The sequence below is a fragment of the Saccharopolyspora sp. NPDC050642 genome (genome assembly GCF_040654735.1).
GTDB lineage: Bacteria > Actinomycetota > Actinomycetes > Mycobacteriales > Pseudonocardiaceae > Saccharopolyspora > Saccharopolyspora elongata.
In genome coordinates this window covers 83,241-108,057 of sequence record NZ_JBFAIN010000007.1, presented here as the reverse complement: position 1 = coordinate 108,057, position 24,817 = coordinate 83,241, and the positions used below count along the sequence as shown (strand labels likewise).

At 68.8% G+C, this 24,817-nt stretch carries 21 protein-coding genes and 1 tRNA gene; 11 read left to right on the top strand and 11 right to left on the bottom strand.

Annotated elements, in window-relative coordinates:
• Positions 1-127: 127 nt before the first annotated feature.
• On the top strand, positions 128-712 hold the full coding sequence (locus AB0H93_RS13865) for an O-methyltransferase (RefSeq protein ID WP_358572097.1): 585 nt from the start codon (positions 128-130) through the stop codon (positions 710-712).
• Positions 713-822: 110 nt separating this feature from the next.
• On the opposite strand, the gene AB0H93_RS13860 is transcribed toward AB0H93_RS13865, so the two are convergent.
• From AB0H93_RS13860 to AB0H93_RS13850, 3 genes are all read right to left on the bottom strand, one after another.
• Positions 823-1,833, bottom strand: a complete 1,011-nt coding sequence (locus AB0H93_RS13860) for a phosphotransferase (RefSeq protein WP_358572096.1) — start codon at positions 1,831-1,833, stop codon at positions 823-825.
• Between the two features lie 237 nt (positions 1,834-2,070).
• Positions 2,071-3,480: a cellulase family glycosylhydrolase gene (locus AB0H93_RS13855; protein WP_358572094.1), complete on the bottom strand. Its 1,410-nt coding sequence runs from the start codon at positions 3,478-3,480 to the stop codon at positions 2,071-2,073.
• Between the two features lie 174 nt (positions 3,481-3,654).
• Complete coding sequence (locus tag AB0H93_RS13850; protein WP_358572092.1) at positions 3,655-4,149, bottom strand: Lrp/AsnC family transcriptional regulator; 495 nt, start codon at positions 4,147-4,149, stop codon at positions 3,655-3,657.
• A gap of 105 nt (positions 4,150-4,254) precedes the next feature.
• On the opposite strand from AB0H93_RS13850, the gene AB0H93_RS13845 reads away from it, so the two are divergent.
• Positions 4,255-5,484: a PLP-dependent aspartate aminotransferase family protein gene (locus AB0H93_RS13845; RefSeq protein ID WP_358572090.1), complete on the top strand. Its 1,230-nt coding sequence runs from the start codon at positions 4,255-4,257 to the stop codon at positions 5,482-5,484.
• Between the two features lie 148 nt (positions 5,485-5,632).
• Here the strand turns inward: AB0H93_RS13845 and AB0H93_RS13840 are convergent, their stop codons facing one another.
• Both AB0H93_RS13840 and AB0H93_RS13835 read right to left on the bottom strand, forming a co-directional pair.
• Positions 5,633-6,793 carry an aminotransferase class I/II-fold pyridoxal phosphate-dependent enzyme gene (locus AB0H93_RS13840; protein ID WP_358572088.1) on the bottom strand — a complete coding sequence of 387 codons (1,161 nt, stop codon included), beginning with the start codon at positions 6,791-6,793 and terminating at the stop codon, positions 5,633-5,635.
• Positions 6,793-8,367, bottom strand: coding sequence for an APC family permease (locus AB0H93_RS13835; protein WP_358572086.1), 1,575 nt, complete (start codon positions 8,365-8,367; stop codon positions 6,793-6,795). The genes AB0H93_RS13840 and AB0H93_RS13835 overlap by 1 nt, the downstream gene beginning before the upstream one ends.
• A gap of 136 nt (positions 8,368-8,503) precedes the next feature.
• Between AB0H93_RS13835 and AB0H93_RS13830 the strand changes: the two genes are divergently transcribed.
• Entirely contained in the window at positions 8,504-9,424 is a 921-nt protein-coding gene (locus tag AB0H93_RS13830) for a LysR family transcriptional regulator (RefSeq protein ID WP_358572084.1), read from the top strand.
• A 339-nt stretch (positions 9,425-9,763) separates the two neighbouring features.
• Here the strand turns inward: AB0H93_RS13830 and AB0H93_RS13825 are convergent, their stop codons facing one another.
• On the bottom strand, positions 9,764-12,760 hold the full coding sequence (locus tag AB0H93_RS13825; RefSeq protein ID WP_358572083.1) for an arabinosyltransferase domain-containing protein: 2,997 nt from the start codon (positions 12,758-12,760) through the stop codon (positions 9,764-9,766).
• Between the two features lie 196 nt (positions 12,761-12,956).
• Positions 12,957-13,880, bottom strand: a complete 924-nt coding sequence (gene sigJ, locus AB0H93_RS13820; protein WP_358572081.1) for an RNA polymerase sigma factor SigJ — start codon at positions 13,878-13,880, stop codon at positions 12,957-12,959.
• 162 nt (positions 13,881-14,042) lie between these two features.
• Here sigJ (AB0H93_RS13820) and AB0H93_RS13815 point away from each other — a divergent pair, with 162 nt between their 5' ends.
• The 3 genes from AB0H93_RS13815 to AB0H93_RS13805 all read left to right on the top strand — a co-directional run bounded on the left by AB0H93_RS13815 (position 14,043) and on the right by AB0H93_RS13805 (position 16,004).
• Positions 14,043-14,549, top strand: coding sequence for a carboxymuconolactone decarboxylase family protein (locus AB0H93_RS13815; RefSeq protein WP_358572079.1), 507 nt, complete (start codon positions 14,043-14,045; stop codon positions 14,547-14,549).
• Positions 14,550-14,617: 68 nt separating this feature from the next.
• On the top strand, positions 14,618-15,058 hold the full coding sequence (locus AB0H93_RS13810) for an ester cyclase (protein WP_358572078.1): 441 nt from the start codon (positions 14,618-14,620) through the stop codon (positions 15,056-15,058).
• Between the two features lie 286 nt (positions 15,059-15,344).
• Positions 15,345-16,004 (top strand): GntR family transcriptional regulator, encoded by a 660-nt coding sequence (locus AB0H93_RS13805; protein WP_358572076.1) that lies wholly within the window; start codon positions 15,345-15,347, stop codon positions 16,002-16,004.
• 42 nt (positions 16,005-16,046) lie between these two features.
• Here AB0H93_RS13805 and AB0H93_RS13800 read toward each other — a convergent pair whose 3' ends face one another.
• From AB0H93_RS13800 to AB0H93_RS13790, 3 genes are all read right to left on the bottom strand, one after another.
• Positions 16,047-16,772, bottom strand: a complete 726-nt coding sequence (locus AB0H93_RS13800) for an aspartate/glutamate racemase family protein (protein WP_358572074.1) — start codon at positions 16,770-16,772, stop codon at positions 16,047-16,049.
• Between the two features lie 326 nt (positions 16,773-17,098).
• The gene (locus tag AB0H93_RS13795) at positions 17,099-18,118 is read right to left on the bottom strand and encodes a DUF6282 family protein (RefSeq protein WP_358572072.1); all 1,020 of its coding nucleotides are present in this window, start codon (positions 18,116-18,118) and stop codon (positions 17,099-17,101) included.
• A gap of 54 nt (positions 18,119-18,172) precedes the next feature.
• The gene (locus tag AB0H93_RS13790; protein WP_358572070.1) at positions 18,173-19,546 is read right to left on the bottom strand and encodes an MFS transporter; all 1,374 of its coding nucleotides are present in this window, start codon (positions 19,544-19,546) and stop codon (positions 18,173-18,175) included.
• Positions 19,547-19,948: 402 nt separating this feature from the next.
• On the opposite strand from AB0H93_RS13790, the gene sigJ (AB0H93_RS13785) reads away from it, so the two are divergent.
• From sigJ (AB0H93_RS13785) to AB0H93_RS13765, 5 genes are all read left to right on the top strand, one after another.
• Complete coding sequence (gene sigJ / locus AB0H93_RS13785; RefSeq protein WP_358572068.1) at positions 19,949-20,884, top strand: RNA polymerase sigma factor SigJ; 936 nt, start codon at positions 19,949-19,951, stop codon at positions 20,882-20,884.
• Between the two features lie 96 nt (positions 20,885-20,980).
• Positions 20,981-21,454: a carboxymuconolactone decarboxylase family protein gene (locus AB0H93_RS13780; RefSeq protein ID WP_358572066.1), complete on the top strand. Its 474-nt coding sequence runs from the start codon at positions 20,981-20,983 to the stop codon at positions 21,452-21,454.
• 91 nt (positions 21,455-21,545) lie between these two features.
• The gene (locus AB0H93_RS13775; protein ID WP_358572064.1) at positions 21,546-22,148 is read left to right on the top strand and encodes a YceI family protein; all 603 of its coding nucleotides are present in this window, start codon (positions 21,546-21,548) and stop codon (positions 22,146-22,148) included.
• Positions 22,149-22,237: 89 nt separating this feature from the next.
• Positions 22,238-22,334: transfer RNA gene (locus tag AB0H93_RS13770), tRNA-Ser, on the top strand.
• Between the two features lie 656 nt (positions 22,335-22,990).
• Complete coding sequence (locus AB0H93_RS13765) at positions 22,991-23,785, top strand: SDR family oxidoreductase (protein ID WP_358572062.1); 795 nt, start codon at positions 22,991-22,993, stop codon at positions 23,783-23,785.
• Positions 23,786-23,854: 69 nt separating this feature from the next.
• Here AB0H93_RS13765 and AB0H93_RS13760 read toward each other — a convergent pair whose 3' ends face one another.
• On the bottom strand, positions 23,855-24,754 hold the full coding sequence (locus AB0H93_RS13760; RefSeq protein ID WP_358572060.1) for a LysR family transcriptional regulator: 900 nt from the start codon (positions 24,752-24,754) through the stop codon (positions 23,855-23,857).
• Positions 24,755-24,817: the final 63 nt, after the last annotated feature.

The following is a 24,817-nucleotide window of genomic DNA, read 5'->3' as shown; positions in this document are numbered from 1 at the left end:
GTCCCGAATGCACAGGGGTCGTGAGTGCCTATGGTCGTCATAGCAGCCATGACCACTCACGACCCAGAGACACGGGCATTCCGCACAGAGGTTGGAAAAGCTCAGTGAAACGAGACGAGGAAGCAACGTGGAAGAGAAGCTGACCGGGCTGCTGCGGGAGTTGGAAGAATTCGGCGAGACCAACGATGCGGCGACCGGTGACCGAAGCCGGAAGATGCTGAACATCACCCACGACACCGGCAAGTTCCTCGCGTTGCTCGTCAAGGTCGGCAAGTGCGAGAACGTGCTGGAGATCGGGACGTCGAACGGCTACTCGACGCTGTGGCTCGCCGACGCGGTGGGTGAGGACGGCTCGGTCACGACGATTGAGCGAGCGCCGCACAAGATCGCGATGGCCGAGCAGAACTTCCAGCGCGCCGGGCTCCGCCCCCGCATTCAGCAGATCGCGGACGACGCCGGCCGATTCATCGCATCACGCACCGCCGGCGAGTACGACTTCATCTTCTTGGACAGCGATCGTGGCCAGTACGCCGACTGGTGGCCTTCGTTGCAGCGGATCCTCGCGGACGGCTGCCTGCTCGTCGTCGACAACGCGATCTCCCACGCGCACCAGATGGAAGACTTCAACCGGCTGGTCGCAGCCTCGGACGGTTGCCTCAGCTCCCTGGCCCCGATCGGCAAAGGCGAGCTGCTGATCCTGAAGGACACGTGACCAGGCGGTGGTGGAACTCGTCCAGAACCACGGGCCCTCGGCGTTGGTGAAGCTGTCGATGTGCGAGCCGAAAGCCGTGCACGGGCGCTAGATGATCTATTCCAAGGGGTTCAGCGGTCGTCCATGAGCAGGAAGGCGAGCGCCTCTCGGAGGTTGTGCTCGGCGATTCCCCTCATGGAGTCGCGGTCGGGGAAGTCGCCGTCGAGGAGCCGCAGTGGTCCGGCGACGAGAGACAGGTGCATCGCCAGCGTGTAGAACGTCAGACGCTGCTCGTCGAGGCCACGGCGGTCCAGCCACCGGTAGTGCTCGCCGAAGCGCAGTCGCAAGAACGCGTGCTCCCACTCGACATCGAAGAACATCAATCCCTCGATGTCGATGAGGACCGGCTGCCCATGCCGGTCCACCAGCACGTGGTCCGGCCCGAGCTCACCGTGGATGAGCCCGTACTGCGATCGTGGGCGCACAGCCGCAGCCAGTTTGCGAACTACAGTCTCCAGCTGGTCGTGGGAACGTGTGATCCGCGTGTCGCGAGAGGCGGCTTCGGTGAGATCATCGAGGGCGCGGCTCAGGACGAGCTGCTCACATGAGCTGCCCTCGGAGCCGCCACCCCTGTCGATCAGGGCGACTTTCCCGAAGCGTGGCCCCTGTTGCCTCTGCATCGCACCGAGCGCCTCGGCGAGTCGCGCCATGGTCGCTTCCACGCTGCGCGGGTTCTGGTGGAGCAGTGCTTCCAAGTTGTCGCCGGGCACGTCCTCGACCACCGCGACGTCTGCCGGGCAGTGGCTCCCGCCACGGTCGGCCAGATGGATCCGGGGCGTGCGGATTCCAAGGGTGTTCAGATGCCGGTGGGCGGCTTCGAAGAGCTCGATGCCGGAGGCAGGCGAGAGGGGGTCCGTGTGGTTGTCGGCGTCGTCGGTCTGTGTGGTGGGCCAGTAGTTCTCGGAGTCGTCCCAGATGTAGACGATCGCGGTGGAGCCATCGTCGATGGTGAGGCGATATACGCCCTTCTTGCTTCCACCTCGGAGCCGCGAGACGCCGACGAGGCGGTGTTCGGTGCCCAGAGCCGCACGCGCGACGCCTTCCAGGTGATCCCGTGTGACAACACTGCGTACCGCGTCCACGGCCTGTCTCCCCCGATGTATCGACTGCGCGGTCCCCGCTGCTGGAGGAAGACGCTGCCGCTCAGGCATGCCACCGCATAAGCCGACCGATCTTAGGAGATGCCTGCGCGCATAGAAGGAGGGAGTCCAACGTCGGTGTGTGAAGACGGACTTGGACTCCCTCGCGGCCGCACTCTATGTGCGAGCGCGGCGGCGGCCATGCGTTCTCGCACTGCGGAGCAGGCCGGCACCGGATCGCTACTGGATGTTCACCGTGACCGGTTCGCCGCCGGTCGCCCGCACGGTCACGATCGGTGCTCCGGGTGGGGAGGTGACCTCGCCACCGGCCGCCGAGACGGTGTAGCCGTCCGGGTAGTGCAGGTCGGACACGTAGATTTCGGTCTGCGCCGTGCTGTTGGGGCGGTAGGTGTAGCGGAAAGCGCCGTTGTCCGGGTCGAAGTTCATCGAGACCGGTGTGCCCGCGGTGGCCTGCGGATAGGTGCGCACGAGTTGGCGTCCGGCCTCGCCGAGGAACGGGTCCTCTTCGGGTTCCGGGCCGCTGACGCTCGCGTAGTGCCAGTACTGCCATCCGATGAAGCGCTCGTCGGCGCGCGACAGCGAGTTGCCGAGCACCGAGGGGTCGTTGTCGCCGAACTCCGTGAGCAGCGCCGGTGTTCCGGTGCGTTCGGTGAACTTGTCGGCGTTGCCCCAGGTGATGTCGTGCTGCAGCGGGCACATGCCGATCAGTTCCTTGGGCATTCCCAGGTAGATCGCCGACTGGCTGATAATGCAGTAGTCGTGGAAGGAGAACGCGACGTTCGGGTCGCCGATCGGTGGAGTCAGCGGCGGTTCGGCGAGGTGGGTCGGCATGGTCTGGTTCCAGGTGACGTTGGGTTCCCAGAACACCGGCAGGGTGGGGGAGACCTCGCGGATCCGCTCGGTCAGATCCTCGTGCACGGCTTGGTACCGGCGGTCGAACAACGGGCAGCCGAACGGGAAGCAGGTCGGGAAGGCCGTTCCGGGCCACGGTTCGTTCAGCAGCTCGATGCCGAGCACGTTCGGCTTGTCGGCGACCCGGGCGGCCAGCGCGGCCAGCGCGTCACCGAGGTGGTCGACCACGCCGTTGGAGTTGTGCCAGACCTCGTCCCAGCCCGCGTTCATGCTCGGCATCAGGTAGTAGAGGGGGAATCCCGGGTTCGACTCCCACGACTGCGGTCGTGCCTCGATGGCCCACTCCGGAAAACCGTTGCCGTCCCAGCTCTTGCTCAGTCCGTCCTGGTGGTTGTCCAGCAGCACGTGGATCCCGGACGCCCCCAGCACGTCGATGACCCCGGCGAGGCGGTCGAGGTAGGCCTCGTCGACGTCGCCCCGGGAAGGCATGAGTCCGTCGAAGGACACCCCGAGCCGAACGGTGTTGAACCCGTGCCGGGCCAGCAACCGCGCGTCGTCCGCGGTCAACGTGAAGCCGTCGCCGGGCTCGATGTACGGAGCGTCCTTGTCGACGTTGTTCACGCCGTGCAGCAGCACCACGCGGTCTTGCTCGTCGACGAACCAGCGACCGTCGATGCGCAGCGGGGGATCGGCGGGCGCGGCCTGTGCCGGGGCCGCGGCGCCCACCATGGTCGATGCGAGCGCGAGGACGAGCAACAACCTGGGCAACCGCAACATGCTGCCTCCTGTCGAATCACCACCGGACCAAGGATTATATGAATGGTTCTCACGTTTGGCCAGGGTGCGCCTGCCTCGGGTTGCTGGGTTCCTGGTCCGGTGAGGCTGCTACGGCGCGCAGTTCCGCGGGCTCGCAGGCGCCACGCGGTGCCATCCGGCCCGGGAACGCTGTGCTCAAGGCCGGGCGGCCAGTGGGCCGGTGCCGGGAAGAACGTTGAAAACCAGTTGGGTCTCGGTCTGCCGGACGGCCCGGTGGACGTTGATGTGTTCCAAGACCAGGTCGCGCAGCACTTCCGGGGACGCGACGGCGACGTGCAGGAGGTAGTCGTCCTCACCGGCGACGTGGAACGCGGTCAGCATGCCGGGGATCTTCGCGAGCTTGGCGTGGAATCTGAGCACCTCGTCGCGATTGTGGCTGCCCAGCCGCACCTTGATGAGCGCTTGGATCGGCAGGCCGAGCGCGGCGAGGTCGAGCTGTGCGTGGAACCCCGCGATGACGCCGGCCTCCCGCAGCGCGCGCACTCGGTGGATGCAGGTCGATTCCGCGATGCCGACCCGCGCAGCGAGCGCGGCGTTGGTGATGCGGCCGTCGGCCGCGAGCTCCGCCAGGATCTCCAGATCGGTGGCGTCCAGCCCGGCCTGCTCCGGCGAATTCTTCGATCTGGCCACCCTCACCACGCCACCTTCCGTCAGGATCTTCGGTGATCTCGCCGTAGACCGAGGTTCCTTCGTCCATTCCGCTTCACGCCGATGTTTTCTTGCATCCTACGGCGCATGACCCAGAGTGCTCGCTCCTTCGACTCGATCGCCGTCCACGCAGGCCGGGAAGACCTGATCCGACTCGGCGTGCACGCCCCGCCGATCGACCTCTCATCGACCAACCCGCTGCCCGACTCCGAGGCCGGTGGCGCCTCCTACGAGTCCATGGCCGGCGGTGGCCGGCCGCTCGCCGAAGGCGGCGCCGTGTACGCGCGGTTGTGGAACCCGACGGTCGCCCGGTTCGAGTCGGCGTTGGCGCAGCTGGAGAGAACTGAAGATGCCGTGGCGTTCTCCTCCGGAATGGCCGCCATGACGGCAGTGGTACTGGCCGCCAAGGCCGAACTCGGCGGCCGCCACGTCGTGGCCGTGCGGCCGCTGTACGGGGGAACCGATCACCTCCTCGCATCGGGGCTGCTCGACGTCGAGGTCACCTACTGCGAACCGCACCAGGTCGCCGACGCGGTGACCGGGCACACCTGCCTGGTGGTGGTCGAGACACCCGCCAATCCCACCCTGGAGCTCACCGACATCGGTGCCGTGGCGACCGCGGCGGCAGGGTGCCCGGTGTTGGTGGACAACACCTTCGCCACACCGGTGCTCCAGCAGCCCGCCCTGCACGGTGCGGACCTGGTGCTGCACAGCGCCACGAAGTACCTCGGCGGTCATGGCGATGTGGTCGGGGGCGTGATCGCGGCCGATGCGGGATGGTCGGCGGCGTTGCGGCGGGTCCGTGCGGTGACCGGCGCACTGCTGCACCCGATGGCCGGGTACCTGTTGCACCGAGGTCTCGCCACGCTGCCGGTCCGCGTCCGAAGGCAGCAGGAAACGGCTGCGGAACTGGCCGATTGGCTGCGCTTCCGGCCCGGAGTCCGGCAGGTGTTCTACCCGGGGCTGGACGGCAACGGCGCAGGCCTCCTCGGACGCCAGATGAGCGGGTCGGGCGCCATGATCTCCATCCGGCTCGCAGGCGGTCACGAGCACGCGATGCGGGTCACCGATCGCGTACGGCTGTTCACCCACGCCGTCTCGCTGGGCGGAGTGGATTCGCTCATCGAGCATCCGGCGGCGCTGACGCACCGCCCGGTTCCGGAAGAGGCCCGGCCGGGCGCGGACATCCTGCGGCTGTCCATCGGCCTGGAGGACGTCGAAGACCTGCGCGCCGACCTCGACCAAGCCCTCGCCGCCGCCTCGACCGGCGGGTTGGTGGATGCCGCGAGCAGCGGAGCACCTGGCTCAGGGCGCTGAACGGTCTCTGAGGTTCGGCTCATCGACCACTGCATCCACCGGCGCGGCACTGCGAGAAGACCGCATTCGCCGAGATGCCCTCCCTGCTCGGACGGACAGAGCCATCTTCCCAGATCGGGAGGGCATCTCGGGCTCTTGCTCCCGGCCGCTAGCCAGGACCGCCGGTGGATCTGGACTTCGTCAGGACGCGAACGATCCGGGCGAGGGCTTCCGCGAGCACGTCCGGCGCCGTCGCGAAGTTCAGCCGCGCGAAGCCCGCTCCGGCCGCGCCGTACAGCGCGCCCTCGCCGAGCGCCACGCCCGCTGTCTCGCGCAGTAGCTCCGCCGGCCTGCTTTCGTCCCACGCGCGCAGGTCCAGCCACGCCAGGTAGGTCGCGTCGGGCAGTTGCGCGATCTCGCCGAGCCCGTTGTCGGCCAGGGTTTCGACCACCTGGTGCCGGTGGTCGTCCAGATCGGCGAGCACCGCATCCAGCCACGGTTGCCCATGATCGAAGGCCGCGGTGGTCGCGATCATCCCCAGTGGACTCGCTCCGCTGGTTTCCAGATGCCGCAGCCCATCCCACACCTCGACGTCCGCGGGATTGGTCAGCGCCATCACCGCGGTGCGCAGCCCCGGGAAGTTCCACGCCTTGGTCGCACTCGTCACGGTCACCGCATGCGCCCGGGTCGTGTCGTTCAACGCCGCGTAGGGCGTGAACGGGTGGCCGTAGCGGATCGGTGCGTGCACCTCGTCGCTGATCACTCGGCCGCCCCACCGATCCACCAGTTCGGCCAGGGCCGTCAGCTGGTCCGCGCCGAACACGACGGCGGCCGGGTTGACCGGGTGGCACAACAGCACGCTGCCCGCACCGGCGGCCAACGCGCGCTCGATGGCATCGAGGTCCAGGACGCGGCCACCGACCAGCGGGACCTCGATGGTTTCGCGCCCCGTCAGCGGAACCACCTCGATGAACCGCTGGTACGTCGGGGTCGGCACGATCACCGCCGAGCCCGGCCTGGTCAGGTTCCGGATCGCCGCGGCGATGCCGCGCAGCGCATCGGGCACGATCCGCACCGCGTCGACCGGAACGGCGAGTCCGAAGCCGGACAGCCAGCGGGATGTCGCTTCGGGCACCCCGCTGCGCGCATCCGGCATCGGATACCCGAACGCCTCCGCCGAAACCGCTCTTCGCACCGCGTCGAACACCGGCGGGCACGCCGAGACGTCCATCTCCGCGACGCTGAGGTCCAGCACGCCCGGTCCATGCGTGGACCACCGCTTGCCCATGCCGTTCACGCGCCACACCGGCTGCGCGTCCAGCGAGGTCATCAAGCCTCCTCGTGTTGTTGGGTGTTCCGCCAAGCCAGTCCGGATCGCCGACCGAACCAGACCCCGACGCCGCAGATGATCGCCACGAGCACGCTGTCCAGCGGGGTGGCCAGCGTGCCGGTGCCGCCGAAGCTGCCCACGGCGGAAACGCCGGTCAGGGCCACCAGCAGGACCACCAGCCACACCCCGTTGAACCCGGGCGCCCCGCCGCGCTGGACGCGCCACAGGTAGATGAGGAACCCGAGCAGCAGCAACGGCATCGCGACCCGGACCTTCTCCCAGCCGGACCAGTAGAGGATCAGTCCGGAGAGGACGAACGACGTCGCGCCCACCGCCAGGCTCCACCGGCCCAGCCAGCCCGACGACGGTTCGGCCGCGTGCCACACGCACACCGCGATCGACACCGCGGCGTAGCTCAGGCCGTAGTAGAAGCTCAGCGAGCTGGCGATGGACTTCCAGTCGCCGAACAGCAGGATGATCACCGCGCCGAGGCTGAGGTTGAGCAGCAGCGCCCGTCGCGGGATGCCGCTGCGTTCGTGCACACCGGCGAAGAACCGCGGCAGGATCCCGTTCTGTGCCGCGCCGTAGGTGTAGCGGCCCTTGACGCCCGCCGAGACCAGCATCGAGCCGGCCGGTGAGAACACCGCATCGGCGAGCAGCAGCCAGGACAGCCACACCAGGCCGATCAGGCTGGCCAGCTCGGCCAGCGGCGACTTGAAGTTGATCCCGTGCCAGCCGCCGGACAGCTGATCGGTCGGCATGGTGAACAGCATGGCCAGCTGGAGTCCGAAGTAGATGGCGAAAGCGAGGGCCAACGCGATGAAGGTGGCCCGTGGCACGGTCTTGCGGGCGTCGGAAGCCTCACCGGACAACACCGCGGCCGCATTGATCCCGGTGAACGAGTAGACGAGGCCGCTGCCGACGACGGCGGTCAGCGCTGCGGACACGCCGTAGGGCGCGAATCCGCCGCCCACGTCGTAGTTCGTCGTGTCGAATCCGCTGGCCAGCAACAGGACCACGGTGAGCAGCGGCACCGCGACCTTGACCACGGTCACCACGTTGTTGACCTTCGCGATGAACCGGACGCCGAACATGTTGACGAAGAAGAACAGGCCGAGCACCGCGACTGCGAACAGCCGCCCGAACAAGGTCAGCGTCTCGTTCTCGACCAGGCCCGGTATCCACTTGGCGGCGTACTGGGCCAGCGCGGTCGACTCGCTCGGCCCGGCGTAGACCGCCTGCAGGAAGACCGCCCAGCCGATGACCGCGCCGACCAACGGGCCCGAGGCGAGTTGCGGCCAGCGCACGTTGCCGCCGGAAAGCGGCCGGCGGAAGGCCAGGTCGATGAACACCAATGAGACCAGCAGCGTGGCGACGCCGGTGATCAGCCACGACAACAGCGCGGCCGGGCCGGCCACCTTGGCGGCGTTGTAGGCGGCGAACAACCATCCCGATCCGATCACGCTGGATAACGTGATCGCGGACAGCGACGCCGTGCCCAGGCTGCGGTGCAGGCGGCGGTCGTCGTCCGGGGATACGCCGGCCCGGTCCGGGCGCGGAAGCGTTCCGGTCACGATGCCCTCCTTTCCTTGCCCGCCCGCTGCGGTCACCCCGTTGTGACCGGCCCGGGCGGGCATGAGAGACACCCTGACTCTTGCCATTCATTTGCAGTAGTAGTCGTTTGCCTGGGACAGGACATAGCATCCGGCTATGTCCGGAACCAGCATCGACATCCTGGACCTCAGGGTGTTCCTGGCGGTCGCCAGAGCGGGAAGCTTTGGCCGCGCGGCCGTGGAATTGCAACTCGCACAGCCGTCGGTGAGCGCGCGGATGGCGGCCCTGGAGCGCAAGCTCGGCACCCGGTTGTTCGACCGAGGTCCGCGCGGCACCGTGCCGACGCGGGCTGGCGAGCGGCTGGGCGACTACGCGCGCCGTTGCCTGGCGCTGCTCGCCGAGACCGAGGCTGCGGTGCGCGCCGAGGGCGTCGAACGGCTGGTTGTGGCCGCGCCGGCGAGCATCGGCATGGCGGTGTTTCCCACCGTGCTCGCCGCGATGCCCGGACACGTCGTGGACGTCGTGTGCCAGATCGAGCACAGCGACGAAGCTGTCGCCGCACTGCTGGACGGCAGCACGCACGCGGCATACGTGTTGCGGCGGGTACTGCCGGCGGGGCTCGATTCGGTGGCGGTCGCCGACTCACCGGTGATCGCGGTGGCCGCACCCGACAACCCGGTCGTCGAGCTGGCCGCGCCGCAACCGGACGACTTCGCGACCACGCCGGTGATCGTGCACAACTGGAGCGAGCAAGCCAAGGAGATCGTCGCGATGTTCGCGGGCCCGCAGCGCGGGCCGGACCACCCGATCCGCTTGGTCGGCACCCCGGACGTCGCGGTCGACCTGGCCGCGAGCGCCGGGTACGTGGCGGTGGTCCCGTGGTACGCCGCGGCCAGGGCGTTGGCGGAGGGCCGCGTGCGCCGGCTTCCGCTGCCGGACCTCGGCGTGGTGATGCCGATCCGGCTGGTGTACCGCACGGAAATGGCGCAACGTCCGGCGATCCAACTCCTGCTGGAGGTGAACTCGGAGCTGCACGACCGACTGGCATCGGCCGCTGAACCACCGGACCTTCGGTAGCGCGATCTCCGAATGCGGTTCGGGCATGCTGTCTCTCGTTGAACGACGTGAAGCGGATCAACCGACCCTGAGCGGATCTCCCTCATCCGGCGTGGTCCGTCGTCGCCAGATACACCAGTGCCGTTGTTGCTCTTGCGCGATCGTCCCTATGGGCGCCGGCTCGATTTTCGGCACTTCGGGAGGATTGCGCGGCGTACATCCGGTGCAGGAGCCCACGACGCGTGTTCCGCGTCGGCGGTGGGGTAGTCGGCGTGGTGAAGCCGATCCGGCTGGTGTACCGCACGGAAATGGCGCAACGGCAGGCGAACACCATCCAGACGTCTGTGTTCCGCCCCGGCCTTACCGGACGGGGTCGTCGTCGGGCGCCTGAACGCCTGCGTTGCGCGAGATGTCCGGGTAGTCGTTGTCGGCGAGCGTCGGCAGGCGCGTCCAGCCCCACCGCGTCTCCTGCGAAACGCGCAGGTCGTAGCGGCCCACCGGGAGCTGGTAGCGGACCACGAACACGTTCCCCCACGGCAGTCGGGGCGGTCCGCCGGGCAGTTCCGCGGCCAACCGGGTCTGCGTCCACTCCCGGGTCGTCTGCGTCCAGGCGCCGCCCCACTCCAGGTAACTGATGTTGTCCAGCCACTCCGGCGGCAGCCCTTCGTCGGCGGTCAGCCGCACCGTCGGCGTGTCCGTGACGCCGTCGCGGATGCCGACCTGGTCGACGCAGGGCCACAACGGCGCATTGATGTGGTTCGCCAGCACCGGCCGGCCGCGGGTGAGTTCGGTGATCGGGCGGGATTCGGTCGTCTTCGGTTCCGCGACGGCCAACCACGACCGCGCCCCGGTCACCTGGTCGGTCGCGACGACCCGCACCGACTGCGCGCCCGCCGGGATCGGGACCGCGAGCTGCTGCCATTCCCGCAACGCGGGTCGGCGCAACTCCGGGTGCAGCTGCTGCGCGACGACACCGCCAGGACGCGCGAACTCGACTTCCAGGATCTGGCCCGCGAGCAGCCCCGCCACCGGCACCGTCACGTGCGTGCCCGGGCCGGACAGCGGGTACCAGCCGGTGACCAGTCGACCGACGCCCGGCGTCGTCCCGTCCGGACGATCGGTGTTCCAGACCGTCACCGGCTCCGGCCACGGGCCGGTCGGCAGCACGTCGCCGACCTGGAAATCACCGGCGAGTTCCGGCGTGCTCGGTGCGCCGAGCCGTCCGGACGGCAGCTGAACCCGAACATCGCCGGCCAGGCCGCAGCCGTCGCCGAACAAGGTTTGCGCGCCGGAGCGCGCGATCGTCCACCCCGGTGACTGCCCGATCGGCGCGTAGCAGAACAACGCGACCAGCAGCAGCACCGAGCCGATCGACGCAACGCCCAGCACCGCGCGGTCCGGGCCCACCCGCACCGGCTCGCCACGCCGGCGACGCCACTTCGCCCACGAGTACGCCACCACCGCGATGCCGATCCACAACAGCGGATTGCGCAGGTAGAGCGGGCCGAAGTGCGGTTCGAGGTTGTTGGTCTGCGAATCCCGGTTGAGGTGTTCGCCGAAGCGCTGCCCGGCGTCGGAGAACGGGACCCACCAGTTGTCCCCGGCGAAGCTCAACGAAACCGCACCGATGATCAGCACCAGGCTCGCGCCCGCGACCACCGGCCCGGCTCGGCGCGGCAACGGCGAGCGCAGCAGCGCCGCCGCCAGCAGCACCGTCGGCGCGGCGGCCACCGCGTGGAAGTGGCTCACCCACTTGGTCGGGCTGAACGCGATCAGCACCAGCGCGATCGCGGTGGTGACCGCGCTGGTGATCAGCAGGCGGCGGATCGGATCCCGGCCCATGCCGCCGCGTCCGCTGGCCAACGCGACCACGCCGACGATCGCCAACGTCAGCAGCACCGGTAGCCGCCGCGCCCAACCTGCCGTGTTCAGCAGCGTGTTGTAGTGCTCGAACTCCTCGTACCAGGGGAAGGACAGGTAGTACCAGCGGTGGATGTCGGTCGCTTCGAGGACATCGCCCAAGCTCGCGTCGGCGAAACCCACTGGCACGACAACGGTCGCCGAAGCAGCCGCCAGCAACACCGCGGCGACGCGCCCCGACCAGGGCTGCCGGCGCAGCCAGCGCAGCAGCCACGGCACGCTCAGCACCAGGGGAGCGGCGGCGACCAGCCCGGACGGCGAGGCGGTCATCGCCAGCGCCGCGAACATCGTCGCCACCGCTAACGCGCCGATCGAATGCCGCAGGGCGGCGGCCTCCGCGAAGAGCAGCGCCGCCGCCGCGCAGACCACGATCACCGGTTCCGGGCGCAGCGACATGCCGTAGGACAAGAACCAGACCAGGTGCGCGACCAGCAGCGCCCAGGGCACCGCGCGGAGGTTGGCCGCACGCCCGAGCAGCGTGGCGAAGACGATGCGCAGCAGCACCCAGGTCGCGAGCCCGCAGAACATCGGGACCAGGCGCATCCACCAGAGCGACCAGCCGCCGAGCTCGCCCCACCACTGCAGCAGGTACTGGCTCAGCACGAACGGGTTCTCCGTCGCGTTGAACATGTAGACGAAGTTGCCGACGTAGCCGGATCCGCCCGCGTTGCGGGCCATCATCAGGTACCAGCCGTCGTCCATGTTGACCGGCCCGAGCAGCACCCACGCCGCAGCGACCAGCACCATCACCGCGTCGGCGGCGGCGAGGCGGGGGATCGTCAGGCCGCTCATCGACTGCCTGCCCCGCCACCGCCGCCATGCGAGCACCAGCAGCGCGATCAGGCACGCCGCGTGCGCCAGCAGGAGCGCGATTTTCAAGGCACTGGGCGAGGATTCGTAGCGCGCGTCGGCGTGCAGCGCGACTTCGAGGCCGTCGACCGAGCCCGTGGTGGACAGCTCGGAGACCTGCGGCGGCAGCAGGTCCGGCCGGTTCACCAGGAGCGCGCCGTCACGGGAGACGCGGATTCCGGTGGCGTCGGCGATCACCTGGTATTCGCACGTCGCGCGCAGCGGGTCGGCGAGGATCTCGCTGCCGTCGACCAGGAACCGTGCTTGCCCTGCCCGCGCAGCCACTTCCAGGCCGGGGTTGCCCGGGGCGTGCGTGCGCAACGCGGCTGCGGTGCTGGTGCGCAGCGCTTCGCACGGGATCGTGGCGGTGAAGTCCAGCGGCCGGTACGGCGACAGCGGCAACACCGTCGACGGCGTCGCGTCACCGGCTCGTGGCCAGGTGACCAGCGGCGCATCCGCCTTCACCGGCGCGAGCACGGCGAGCACTCCGAGCAAGAGCGTCAACCCGGCCAACGCGGCGAGCCGGCGATTGCCGCGCGGGGCGCGGTCGTGCCGGCTCGGCGGAACGTCTCCCAAGCTCTGCCTCATTCTTCGTGATCAAAGGTAACGGGAGGAGTTCGCCGACCGCCCCTTTGGCCGCAATTCCCCGTGCGTCAATCTTGCAGCATGATCGGCGCAGTTGACAGCAGGCAACGAAGAATCGAAAGGCTGCCCGCGAAATCAGCAGGAACGGCCCTCGCGTGCACCCACGCTTCAAGTGACCGGGCAAGGAGAACGCGCCCCTTCAACGAGACGACTTCCACGGCCGCAGCTTCTCGGGGTTTCGCACGGCCCAGATGTTCTTGATCTTCCCTTCTGCGATGCCGAACGCGTACACGGTCACGATGGCGCCGTGTTGTTGCGCGACCAGACCGGGCTGGCCGTTGACCGTGCGTTCCAGGAACTCCACATCGCGTACGCGGGTCGCAAGACCCACCAGGCCACGCGCGACCTGCTCCGCGCCTTCGACCGGATGGCGGCTGGTGCTGGCGAGCCCGCCGCTGTCACCGATCACCGTGACGCGGGGGTCGAGGAGACCGATGAGGGCGTCGATGTCCTTGGCTTCCCAGGCCTGCTTGAAGTCCCGGACGATGTCGGCTCGCCGGGCCGCTGGGGTCGCGGGTGCCTGCGCGGTGCGGATGCGGCGGCGGGCCGAGGTGGCCAGTTGGCGGCAGGCCGCCGGTGTTCGGCCGACGATGTCGGCCACTTCGGGAAAGGCGTAGCGGAAGACGTCGTGGAGGATGAACACGACGCGTTCGGCCGGGGTCATCGACTCGAGCACGACGAGGAAGGCCATGCTGATCGACTCGTCGAGGGTGACCCGGTCGGCCGGGTCGACGACGACGCCGGTCCACTCCGCGGGTTCGGGTAGCGGCTCGGGGAGCCATTCGCCCACGTAGCGCTCCCGCCGGGCGCGTGCCGAGCCGAGCAGGTTGAGGCAGATGCGGCTGGCCACCTTCGTCAGCCAGGCGCCGGGCGATGCGATGGCGTCCTGCTCCGCCCGGGACAGGGTGTACCAGCGCGCGTAGGTCTCCTGGACGGCATCCTCGGCATCGGCCAGGGAGCCGAGGAGCCGGTAGGCGAGATTGATCAGCTGACGCCGCTCGCTCATGATCGCGCCCAGGTTCGGGTCGGATCGGTCGTGCGCGGGTTCGGATCGCGTGGTCATGTGTCGCCGGCTCCCTCGGTCGCAGCTGTCCTCACCAGTAGGACAAGACAGCGCGCCGAACTGTGACATCGCCACCTCGCCTCACATTCCGGAGTCCGGCGTTGTCGAAGTGGTGTGACGCGGTCCAGCGCGCCACTGGGATCGAGAGAGGAACACCTGGCCATGTCCACACCCACGACGACCCAGCGCGATGACATCAAGTCGCGCCTGCCCGACCTCACCGACCAGTTCCCCGAGCTGGCGAAGCTCTCCGCGGCCGTCCTCAACGCCACCCGGAACGGCCCGGTCCCGCAGGGCACCATCGGCCTGATGCAGCTCCGAGCCGGGCAGATCGTCGGCAGCACCTACCACACCATTCGAGCAACCGAAAACCTCCGCAAGGCAGGGGAGTCCGAGGAGCGCATCACCGCCGTCGCCACCTGGCAGGACGCGCCCTACTTCACCGACGCCGAACGAGTCGTACTGGAACTCGTGGAGGCCGTCCTCACCCCGAACCCGTTCGGGGAGCGCGTCTCCGACGAATTGTTCGCCAAGGCCGCGGCCCACTACGACGACCAAGCGCTCTGGACGCTCACCATGGCGATCGGGCACTTCTGCTTGTTCGTCCCGGTCGCCCTCATCGGCAAGCCGATCCCCGGTAGGCCCCCGGGGAAGAACTACAGCAAGTGACGCCAACCGGTTCGGGGTGCGGGCGCCCGCACCCCGAACGCGGAATGTCCGACCTGAGGAGAAACCAGATGCCAACGGACCAGGAAGCCGACAACAAGGCGACGTTCCGCCGCTTCCACGACGCCATGAACACGCGTGATGCGGAGATCATCGCGAAGACGATCGACGAGCTCGTCGTGCCGGACGTGCAGTTCCACACGCCGGTGCCGATGGATGTGGGCGGGCCGCAGGCCCTCAAGCAGGTGTGGGCGGTGCTCCTGCGCGCGTTCCCCGACATTCACGTCGCGGTCGAGGAAGTGGTCGCAGAGGGGGACAAGGTCGTGTTCAGGAACACGGTGACCGGGACCCACCTGGGCGAGTACCGGGGCCTCCCGTCCACCGGGAAGACCGTCACGTACAACGAGATCTTCATCGTCCGCTTCGCCGGCGGCCGGATCGTCGAGATCCGGGGAGTCGTCGACGTCCTCACTCAGCTGCGGCAGCTCGGCGCGATTCCCGGAGAGTTCTAGGAGAGAGACTCCTGCGCTCAACGGCAGCGAGCACGCCCGGCACCTTGCCGACCTGAACGGCGGCGGCGCCGTTCGCCGCGATGATCATCGAGCACGTCAGCGGGCCGCCACCCCTGCGCCGCCGGGCGCGAGCCCCGCGATCAGCGAGCGCGGAGGCGGGGCCGTCGGTGCAGGAGTGGTCATCGCGGGGTTCCCGTCCAGGTGGTCTCGTCGGGCCAGCGGAGGTCGCGCAGGTCGATAAGATGGCGGCATCCGATGCAGGCCCGACGAAAGTACGTGGTGATCAGTGGCGACGCCGTCCAGCAAGTTGTACCGGCATGAGAAGCCGCTGCGCGACATCGTCGGCGAACGCATCCGGAACGGGATCTACGACGGGACGCTGCCGCCCGGCACCCGCCTCGTCGAGCGCGAGCTCGCCGAGCAGTACTCGGTCTCGCGACTACCCGTCCGCGAGGCACTCCGCATCCTGCAGAACGAGGGGATCGTCGAGTACCTGCCCACTCGCGGGCTCGTCGTGCGCGTGCTCGACCGGCGCCAGGTGAGGGAACTGTTCGACGTTCGCGAGATGCTGGAGATACTCGCTGCCCAGCAGGCCGCCGAACACATCGCGGAGGGAACCGAGAACCACCTCGCCGCGACGATGCAGGAGGCGCGCGAGGCCATCGCCACCGGCGATGTCCAGTCCGCGCACGCGGCGAATTCCAGGCTGCACGACGAGATCACCGAGCTCTCCGGCAACGCGCTGCTGCGGAAGACGCTCGAACCCCTCATGGGTCAGGTCGGCTGGCTGCGCCGCAAGATCGAGGACTTCGACCTCATTCACGCCGAGCACGAGACGCTGTGCGAGGCCATCTCCTCGGGCGACCCCGGCGTGGCCGCCGCGGCGGCCAGCGACCACGTGCGCGCGTCCCGGGAACGCACGCTGGAGTTCCTCTTCGGCGCCTGAACCTCCCCGGACCACGGCCGGGGAGGTTCAGCGGCGGCCGCATCAGCCTGGCTGGGCCTGCGCTGAACGGCCGGCCGCTCCGGGCCGTTTCGCCAGTACGTCGACGACCAGCCTGCTGGCGCTGGGCAGCGGCTCGACGATCTCGACGAAGCCGAGTTCGGCAAGCCGGCGAGCGGTCTGGCTCAGCGGCCCGCCGGCGATGATGACCGCCTCCGCGCCGTCCTCCTCGGCGCAGACCCTCGCCGCCGCGGCCAACTCCGAGTACTGCCGTTCGGGGTCGCGGGCGAGGACCAGCGGGGCCGAACCGGTGAGGCGCACGCCGGTGAACGTCTCGGCCTTGCCGTGCCCCTCGACCAATCCGGCGAGGGAGTCGACGAGCAGCGGAGTGCTGGTGGCCATGCCGAACCGTCGGCCCGGACCGGCCGCGGCGAGGATCGAGGCCTGCCCGATCCCCACGACCGGCACGTCCAACGAGGCGGCGAGCTCCGCGCGGCCGGGATCGCCGATCGCGCCGACGATCACCGCGACGACCCGGTCGCCGACCGGCCCGGTGAGGTGGCGCCGCACCGCGTCCACGACGTGCTCGGCGGCCTCGGCGAGGGCGTCGGGGTCGATGATCATCGAAGGACCTCGTGCGACCGTGATGCCCTCGACCGCGAGGCCGGCCGGTGCCAGGTGGCGCCGCGCCAGATCAGCCATCATCGTGGTCGTTTCCCGGTTCGTGTTGGGATTCACCACGATGACCGTCGGAGTGTCGGTGTGCGACAACAGGGCCGTCCTCTCAAGGTGTGGCTGCATCTCCGGCGGAGGCGTCCGCGGAGCATCGTGGGCATCGCTACCAGCCGAGGATCGTCGAAGGCGGCGCTCGACACGACCGGAGCCCCGGGCGCAATCGGCCGATGTCGCGCGCGACCCCGCCACGCGGTCTCGCATGGCGGGGTCACGCACGGCCGACCTGGTGCAGCCGTCCAGGTCGCGGACTCGTCCTCGTCTCGGTGCTGATGTGGTCGCCGTCTGAGACGGCGGGCGGGTGGGAGCGGCGATCGGCTCGACCGCGCCGGCGGGGTCTCGCCGGGTCGCCGCTCCCGCCGGGATCACGGCTCGAGATCGAGCAGCTTCTCCGGGTTCCCCTTGACCAGCGCGTGGATCTCCTCGGGGGTGAACTCGAGGTCGAGCAGCGAGCTGATCAACGTGCGCATGCCCTCGGCCGGCGTCGGCCCGGAGCGGATGCCGTAGTCGGTTCCGATGATGAAGTGCTCGATGCCGATTTCCCGGATCTGCTTCGCCCAGGGCACGATTCCGCTGAACTCCGGGGAGTTGGCGATGCCGGCGATCTCGTCGGCCCATTCGCGCTCCACGTAGTAGTTCGTCCGCGGCAGGCCCCGGTGGAACATCCAGTCGGAGACCGCGCCTTCGAGCAGCACGCCCTTGCTCGCCAGTTTCTTCTGCTGCTCGGTCGTCATGCGCCCGCGGCAGGGGTGCGCCACGACGATCTTCTCGATCCCGGCCTCGATGGCGAGATCCACCAGGCGGAACGCTTCCGGCACCGACACGTGACCGGTGTTCAGGTGGACGTCCGGGCGTTCGGCGATGAGCTGGAGGATTTCCGCGAGGTCGTCCGGGACCGGGCCTTCCAGCGGGATCCGGATGGACTTCGCCAGTTCCTGCTCGGCGAACTTCGGGTACTGATCCTTGAACGGAACGGGCTTGCCGTCGACGAAGCTGCCTTCATGGCTTGCCATGAAGTGGGTGCAGTGGGCTCCGAAGTGGACGAACTTGGCGCCGGCGCCATAGTGCAGCGCGGTCTTCACCGCGCGCGGGTTGAGACCGCCGAGGGCGGTGGTCAGGATGATCCCGCCGAAGATCTCGATGCCGGGGACCTGCCGGCTGACGAGCATCGACGTACCGTTGCTGACGCCGAGCGTGTGGTCGTAGAACACGAGCGACTTCATCCCGGCGGCCTTGGCCTGCTCGGCGATCTGGAACGGGTCCAAGCGGCCCGGGCAGGACTTCAGCCACGGCCCGCTGTGCACGTGCACATCGCTGGTGCCGTGGATCAGTTCGTCCGGGAGTTCCATCGACCTGTTCTGGAAGGTCTCTCCGGCGATGGTCATGATTTCCTTTCGATCGGTTGATGTGAGGGACAAGCTGGATTCCACTGTGGAGGGTTATTCGGCGGCCTGCTCGGCCCGGGGCTCGGCCTGCTCGGTCCTGCTGGTGCCGGCCGCCGCGTCCTTGCTGATGAAGACGAGGATCAGCACCACCGCGATGAACTCCACTCCGGCGATGACGTACAGGCCGGACGAATAGGTGCCGGTGGCAGTCTTGATGGTGCCGAGGAACTGGGGGGAGAGGTATCCCGCCAGGTTCGCGACGGAGTTGATGAGCGCCACGCCCGCGGCCAGCGCGGTCCCCGACATGAACTGCGCTGGCAGGCCCCAGAAGACCGGGATCGAGCCCATGGTCCCGGCGGCCGAGAGCGCCAGGGAGGCGATCACGCCCACCCCGCTTCCGGCCGCCAGCGCGATCGCGGCGAGGATGAGGCCCAGGGCGCCCAAAGCCGCGGCGCAGGCCGTGTGCCAGCGCGCTTCGGCCCTGCGGTCGGACAACCAGCCGTTGACGATCATCCCGAGCCACCCGAAGGTGAAGATGCCCGACATGATCCACCCGAGGGTCGCGAAGTCGACGTCGAAGGTGGCTTCCACGAGGCTGGGGCCGTAGAAGGACAACGTGGCGTTGCCGGTGATGATGCAGAACAACGTCAAGATGAGGATCCACACGGTTCGCGTGCGCAGAGCGGCGAGGAACTTGTGCTCGCGGCCGCTCAGCCCGGCGGATTCCTCGGCCAGCTCGTAGGCCACGTGGTCGCGCTGCTCCTGGCTCAGCCACTTGGCATTGCTCGGCTTGTCGGTCATGAGGAGCACGGCGAGCAGGCCGAGGACGATCGAGGGGACGCCCTCGATGATGAACAGCCACTGCCAGTCCGCGGTCCCGAGCAGCCCATCGGTGTAGGTCATGATGTAGCCGGCCAGCGGGCTGCCGACCAACAGCGCGATCGGCGAAGCGGACATGAAGATGGCGACGACCTTTGCCCGCCGGTGCGCCGGGAGCCAGTAGGTCACGTAGAGGATGAGCCCGGGGTGCAGACCGGCCTCGAACGCGCCCTGCAGGAATCGCAGGACGTAGAAGTGCCACGGCTCGGTGATGAAAGCCATGAGCACGGTTGCCACGCCCCACCCCAGGGCGATCCGCCTGATCGTCTTGGGGGCACCGATCTTCTGCAGGAGCAGGTTGCTGGGCACCTCGAAGAAGAAGTAGCCCAGGAAGAAGATTCCCGCGCCGGCGCCGTAGACGGCATCGCTCCACGACAGGTCGTTGAGCATCGTCAGCTTGGCGAACCCGACGTTCGCCCGGTCGATCCAGGCGATGACGTACACGAGGGTTGCGAACGGAACGATCCGGAGGACCACGCGTCTGAACGTTCGGTCGCGCTCCTCGACCGTCGACGTCGTCGTCAACGGCGTCGAATCTTGATGGACCATCGTTGCTCCAATGTCCCGCGGTGCGAAGGAAGAGCCTGCATTCGTCCATGCGCGCATTTCACATGAGGAGGAAAGTCATCTCCTTTTGGGATCCCGAGCACTGTACGTCCGGCGCTCGGCGCCCGTCAACACTCGGGATCCCAAACTGTGCTCGGTAGCCGATCACGGTGCTGTTGGTCCCTGGAGCGGTCGGGGAGGGCGCAGCCGCGCTGCCGGTTCGGCTCCCGGTGTTCGTGCTGGAGAGTCCACAACGGAATCGTTCAGACCTGGGGGGCTCTACCCGTTCAGCAGCCGGGCGAGTGGCGTGCGATCGGGACCTGAAGTGGCGCCCCGGCCTCACAATCCGGTGCGCTGTCCTGTCGAATCGGTGAGGGTAGATGCGACCAAGGGAGACAGCGCGCCATGAACACCCCAGCCGGGACAGGACACGGCCGGCCCGACCCGAGCCTGAGCGCGATCATGAGCGAGCGGCGTCGGCTGATCAATCTCGCCTACCGGCTGCTCGGTTCCCTGGCCGAGGCCGAGGACGCGGTGCAGGAGACCTACGCCCGCTGGTACGGCCTGACCCCGCAGCAGCAGGACGCCATCGAATCCCCTGGCGCCTGGCTGACCACGGTCGCCAGCCGCATCTGCCTCAACCTGCTCGGTTCGGCACGGGCGAGGCGCGAGCGCTATGTGGGCCAATGGATTCCGGAGCCGCTGCCCGGCTACGCGGAGCGGATCGACGAGCGGCCGGGCGACACCACCATCGACCCGGCCGACCGGGTCACCCTCGACGAGTCGATCAACATGGCCTTCCTCGTCGTGCTCGAATCGATGACCCCGGCCGAACGCGTCGCGTTCATCCTGCACGACGTCTTCCGCTACCCCTTCGCCGACATCGCCGAGATCGTCGGCCGCACGCCGGCGGCCTGCCGCCAGCTGGCCACCTCGGCCCGCCGCCGCATCCGCGCGTCGCAGCCTTCCGCGACCCCGACGACGCAGCAGGCCGGCATCGTCCGGGACTTCAAGCAGGCATGGGAGGCCAAGGACATCGAGGCGCTCGTCGGCCTGCTCGACCCCGGAGTCACAGCGATCGGCGACGGCGGCGGCCGGGCCGCCGCCCACCTCCACCCGATCGAAGGCGGCGAGCAGGTCGCGCGCGCCTACGTCGATATCGCCCACGCGGCACCCGGCCTGACGATTCTGGAGCGCACCGTCAACGGCCTGCCCGGTCTGGTCGCCCAGCAGGACGGCGTCACCGTGACGGTGTACGCGTTCGAGGTCGCAGGCGACCGGATCAAGCGCATCTGGGCGGTGCGCAACCCCGACAAACTCCGGCCTTGGACGACGGGCTGACGCGGGCGGGGGACGTAGATCACTCCCGGGCGGCTCACATCCTGCAGGGCTGTCTGGTCAAAGGGGCGCAACAGCAAGAACGGCAAGGAGATCAGCATGGACGCTCGTTTCGACCACCGCAGCAACCCGGTCGGGGCCAAGGTCGTGAAGCACATCCTCTCGGGCAGCAAGGCCGTGTGGGACTCGACGTTGCCGGCCGCGACGCGGCACCTGGTGGAGATCCGCATCAGCCAGATCAACGGCTGCGCCGTCTGCATCGACATGCACGCCAAGGACGCCGCGCACGCCGGGGAAACCTCGGTGCGCCTCAACCTGGTCGCCGCCTGGCGGGAGGCCACGGTCTTCACCGACGCCGAGCGGGCCGCGCTGGAACTGACCGAGCAGGGCACCCGCATCGCCGATGCCGCCGGTGGCGTCACCGACGAAGCCTGGGCCAACGCCGCCGAGCACTACGACGAGGACCAGCTCGCGGCCCTGGTGTCCCTCATCGCCATCATGAACGCCTGGAACCGCTTGAACGTCATCACCCAGCAGCCCGCCGGCGACTACCAGCCCGGCCAGTGGGGATAGCCGCACCGCTTCGCGTCAGGCCCGGGGACGTCGATCCCACCGGGCCTGACGCGCCACCGATCATTTCCAGGAAGAATTCAAAGGAGCAACCATGTCCGCCGACCTGATCGAGATCCCCGGCTACGTCGCAGGCACTTGGACGATCGACCCGAACCACTCCGACGTCGGTTTCGTCATCCGGCATCTGGTGATCAGCAAGTTCAAGGGTCACTTCACCGAATTCGAGGGCCGGATCGTCACCGCCGAGGATCCGCTGAAGTCCGAGGTAACCGCCACCATCGACATGACATCGATCGACACCGCCAGCGCACAGCGCGACGAACACCTGCGCAACGCCGATTTCTTCGAGGTCGAGAAGTACCCCACGATGACCTACCGCTCCACCGGCATCAGGGCTGACGGTGACGACTTCCTGGTGGACGGCGAGCTGACCCTCAAGGGCGTCACCCTGCCGGTCCCGCTGAAACTGGAGATCAACGGCTTCGGTGTCGACCCCTTCGCCCCCGACCCGGCGGCCGGCGCCCGCGCGGGATTCACCGCCACCGGCGAGATCAACCGGATGGACTTCGGCATCAGCTACAACGGCTCCATCCCCGGCGGCGGCGTGGCGCTCGGGGAAAAGGTCCAGATCATCCTGGAGATCCAGGCCGCCCTGCAACGGGGGGGAGTGATTCGGAACGAGAACCGACGGTAGCTCGCGGTCCGCTGGTCAGCGGGCCGTCGGCTGGTGGAGAACTGATCATCAAAGCCCCTGTGTGATCACTGAACTGCGGTGAACTGCGCCAGGTTGTTTTGCGGTTCCAGTGTTTTCGGTGGACAGTGTCTCTTGTGGACTTGTTTGGGGAGCAAGGAGTCGCAGGTTTGAATCCTGTCGGCCCGATGTTCGCGGAAGCCCGCTGATCGGCGCATGAATGCAGGTCAGCGGGCTTTTCTGGAGCCGCGGCACTGTGTGTGGCCAGCAGGTTGTCTGTTCGGTGAGCTGACCGTGGATCGGATCGATACTGTGGGGCGAGGCGCTGTGAGGGGCACGATGATCGGCGCCGACCACGGTCGAGCAACAGTTTCGTCGATCGCTGCCTGGTTTCAACCCGCGGCGGGGATGAGCGGCGTCAGCTGGTACGCCACGCCCGCGATGGCTCCGCCGAGCAGCGGGCCGGCGACCAGGACGTGCCGGACGCCCTGCTGCCGGCCGCGCTGCGGGAGGACAACCCACTCGGAATCGCCCGCCGCGTCGACGGCGCGCTTCGCGGAAGCTCAGGCCACCTCGCGTAGTGGCGTGCACGTGCATCAGAGCGGAGTCAGGTCGCTCCCCTCCTCGGGCAGTCACCTCGACCGCTTCCCGCGCCGATCACGGGCGCCATAGGGATTCTCTATGGCGGCTGCTGGCTTTTCGTCTTTGCCTCTCGTTCTTTTCCGGACGTAGCGTGAAACAGCTCGACGAGGTGCCCGCCGCGATTTCGCCGAAGATTCGCGCGCTGCGCACGTCGATCCTTCTTTCATCGAGCGGATGAACGCGCAATCGAGAGGACCGGTGGCATGACCACGATTGAGAACGGATCGGGAACGCGGGAACTCGCGGGAAAGCGGGCCCTGGTCACGGGTGGTTCTCGAGGAATCGGAGCGGCCGTCGTGCGCCAACTCCTGGACGCGGGCGCCGAGGTGCTCGCGACCGCCAGATCGACGACGAGCGCGGTGCCGGAGGGGGCCACCTTCGTGCAGGCCGACGTGCGGACACGGGCTGGAGCGGAGGCGCTCGCCGCAGCCGCGCAGGAGGCGCTCGGCGGGGTGGACATAGTGGTCCACAACGCGGGTGGGGCGCGACCGCACAAGGGTAGCTCGGCCATCCCGGACGAGGAGTGGCAGGACGCGCTGGACCTGAACCTCCTGGCGTCGGTGCGGCTGGACTCGCTGCTGACACCGGGGATGCGGGAACGACGTTCGGGGATGATCGTGCACGTCTCCTCGGCTGCGGTCCCCACCCCCGTCGCGCCGTTCCTGCACTACACGGCGGCGAAGGCGGCGCTGGAGAACTACAGCCGGGGCCTGGCCTCGGAGCTGGCCCCGTTCGGAATCCGGGTCAACACCGTGTCTCCTGGCAGGACCGCCACCCCCGGCGGCGAAGCAACGCGGGAGCAGTGGGCGCAGATGGACGCGGCGCCGGAGCAGAACAACACCGCGGAGCCGAGCGAGACCAGCAGCACCGTGCCGCTGGGGCGCGATGGTCAGCCCGACGACATCGCCAACGCGGTGCTGTTCCTCGCGTCCGACCGGGCGAGCTGGCTGACCGGGAGCAGTCTCGTCGTGGACGGCGGCGAATTCCACAGGGGCTGACGCCGACGGAATTCCGGAACGCCGGTTTCGGCAAGAAGAATTGAGCGGCGTCCGCTTCCTCCTCAGTCGTCAGGACACCGGTGCGAAGAAAGCGGATTTGTGCCAGGTCTCTTGGCGCAGGAGTTCGAGCAGGGCGGTCTCCGCCGGGCCCGCGCCGCGCCGGACCGCGGCGAGGACGGGCTGGGACACGACCGGGAACACCGGGCGCGCGAAGTGCTCGTGACCCGGGGGCACCGCGGAGGCCGGGACGAGCGTCACCCCCAGCCCGTGGGCGGCCCAGCGCACGGCGGTCGCCGTCTGGGACACGCGGGCGACCGTGGTCGGGGTCAGCCCGTTGTCCCGCAGCACGTCCCTCAGCACGCCGTCGAGCGCGCTGTCGCGGTCGAACCTCACCCACGGCTCGCCCTCCAGCTCGCCCAGCTCGACCCGGTCCGCGGCGAGCAGCCGGTGCCCGGCGCCCAGCACCACGACGAACTCCTCGTCGCCGAGGTGGTGGGCGTCGGCGGCGCCCTCCTCGCACGGCGCAGCCGCCAGGACGAGGTCCAGCACGCCCCGACGCCCCAGCCGCTCCAGCTCGGCGGGGTTCGGCTCCTCGAAGACGGTGACCTCCAGCCGCGGGAAGCGGCGGCGCAGCGCGGCCAGCGCGCTCGGCAGCTGCCGCGTGCCCAGGCCCATCTGCGCCGCGACCAGCAGCTCGCCCTCCAGCTCATCGGCACCGGCCCGCGCCGTCGCCCTCGCCCGCCGCGACGCGCTCACCGCGACCTCCGCCTCCCGCAGGAACGCGCGGCCGACCACGGTGGGCACCAGTCCGGTCGGTGTGCGGGCGAACAGCTGCACGCCGAGTTCCCGCTCCAGGCTGCGGATCTGCTGGGACACCGATGGTTGAGCGACGTGCAGCAGTTCCGCCGCCGCCGTCACCGAGCCCTCCTCGGCAACGGCCAGGGCGTACTCGTACTGACGAAGGCTCATCGGCTCCCGTCCCCTCCCTGCGGTGGACCGCGGTCTAGTCGTCGTAACAAGTGCGACAACACG

Coding starts and splice junctions, on each gene's coding strand:
- sigJ (WP_358572081.1), bottom strand. CDS start 13,880: ATGACCACGCGATCCGAACCCGCGCACGACCGATCCGACCCGAACCTG.
- AB0H93_RS13845 (WP_358572090.1), top strand. CDS start 4,255: ATGACCCAGAGTGCTCGCTCCTTCGACTCGATCGCCGTCCACGCAGGC.
- AB0H93_RS13815 (WP_358572079.1), top strand. CDS start 14,043: ATGTCCACACCCACGACGACCCAGCGCGATGACATCAAGTCGCGCCTG.
- AB0H93_RS13790 (WP_358572070.1), bottom strand. CDS start 19,546: ATGGTCCATCAAGATTCGACGCCGTTGACGACGACGTCGACGGTCGAG.
- sigJ (WP_358572068.1), top strand. CDS start 19,949: ATGAACACCCCAGCCGGGACAGGACACGGCCGGCCCGACCCGAGCCTG.
- AB0H93_RS13840 (WP_358572088.1), bottom strand. CDS start 6,793: ATGACCTCGCTGGACGCGCAGCCGGTGTGGCGCGTGAACGGCATGGGC.
- AB0H93_RS13810 (WP_358572078.1), top strand. CDS start 14,618: ATGCCAACGGACCAGGAAGCCGACAACAAGGCGACGTTCCGCCGCTTC.
- AB0H93_RS13775 (WP_358572064.1), top strand. CDS start 21,546: ATGTCCGCCGACCTGATCGAGATCCCCGGCTACGTCGCAGGCACTTGG.
- AB0H93_RS13825 (WP_358572083.1), bottom strand. CDS start 12,760: ATGAGGCAGAGCTTGGGAGACGTTCCGCCGAGCCGGCACGACCGCGCC.
- AB0H93_RS13830 (WP_358572084.1), top strand. CDS start 8,504: ATGTCCGGAACCAGCATCGACATCCTGGACCTCAGGGTGTTCCTGGCG.
- AB0H93_RS13765 (WP_358572062.1), top strand. CDS start 22,991: ATGACCACGATTGAGAACGGATCGGGAACGCGGGAACTCGCGGGAAAG.
- AB0H93_RS13760 (WP_358572060.1), bottom strand. CDS start 24,754: ATGAGCCTTCGTCAGTACGAGTACGCCCTGGCCGTTGCCGAGGAGGGC.
- AB0H93_RS13780 (WP_358572066.1), top strand. CDS start 20,981: ATGGACGCTCGTTTCGACCACCGCAGCAACCCGGTCGGGGCCAAGGTC.
- AB0H93_RS13855 (WP_358572094.1), bottom strand. CDS start 3,480: ATGTTGCGGTTGCCCAGGTTGTTGCTCGTCCTCGCGCTCGCATCGACC.
- AB0H93_RS13795 (WP_358572072.1), bottom strand. CDS start 18,118: ATGACCATCGCCGGAGAGACCTTCCAGAACAGGTCGATGGAACTCCCG.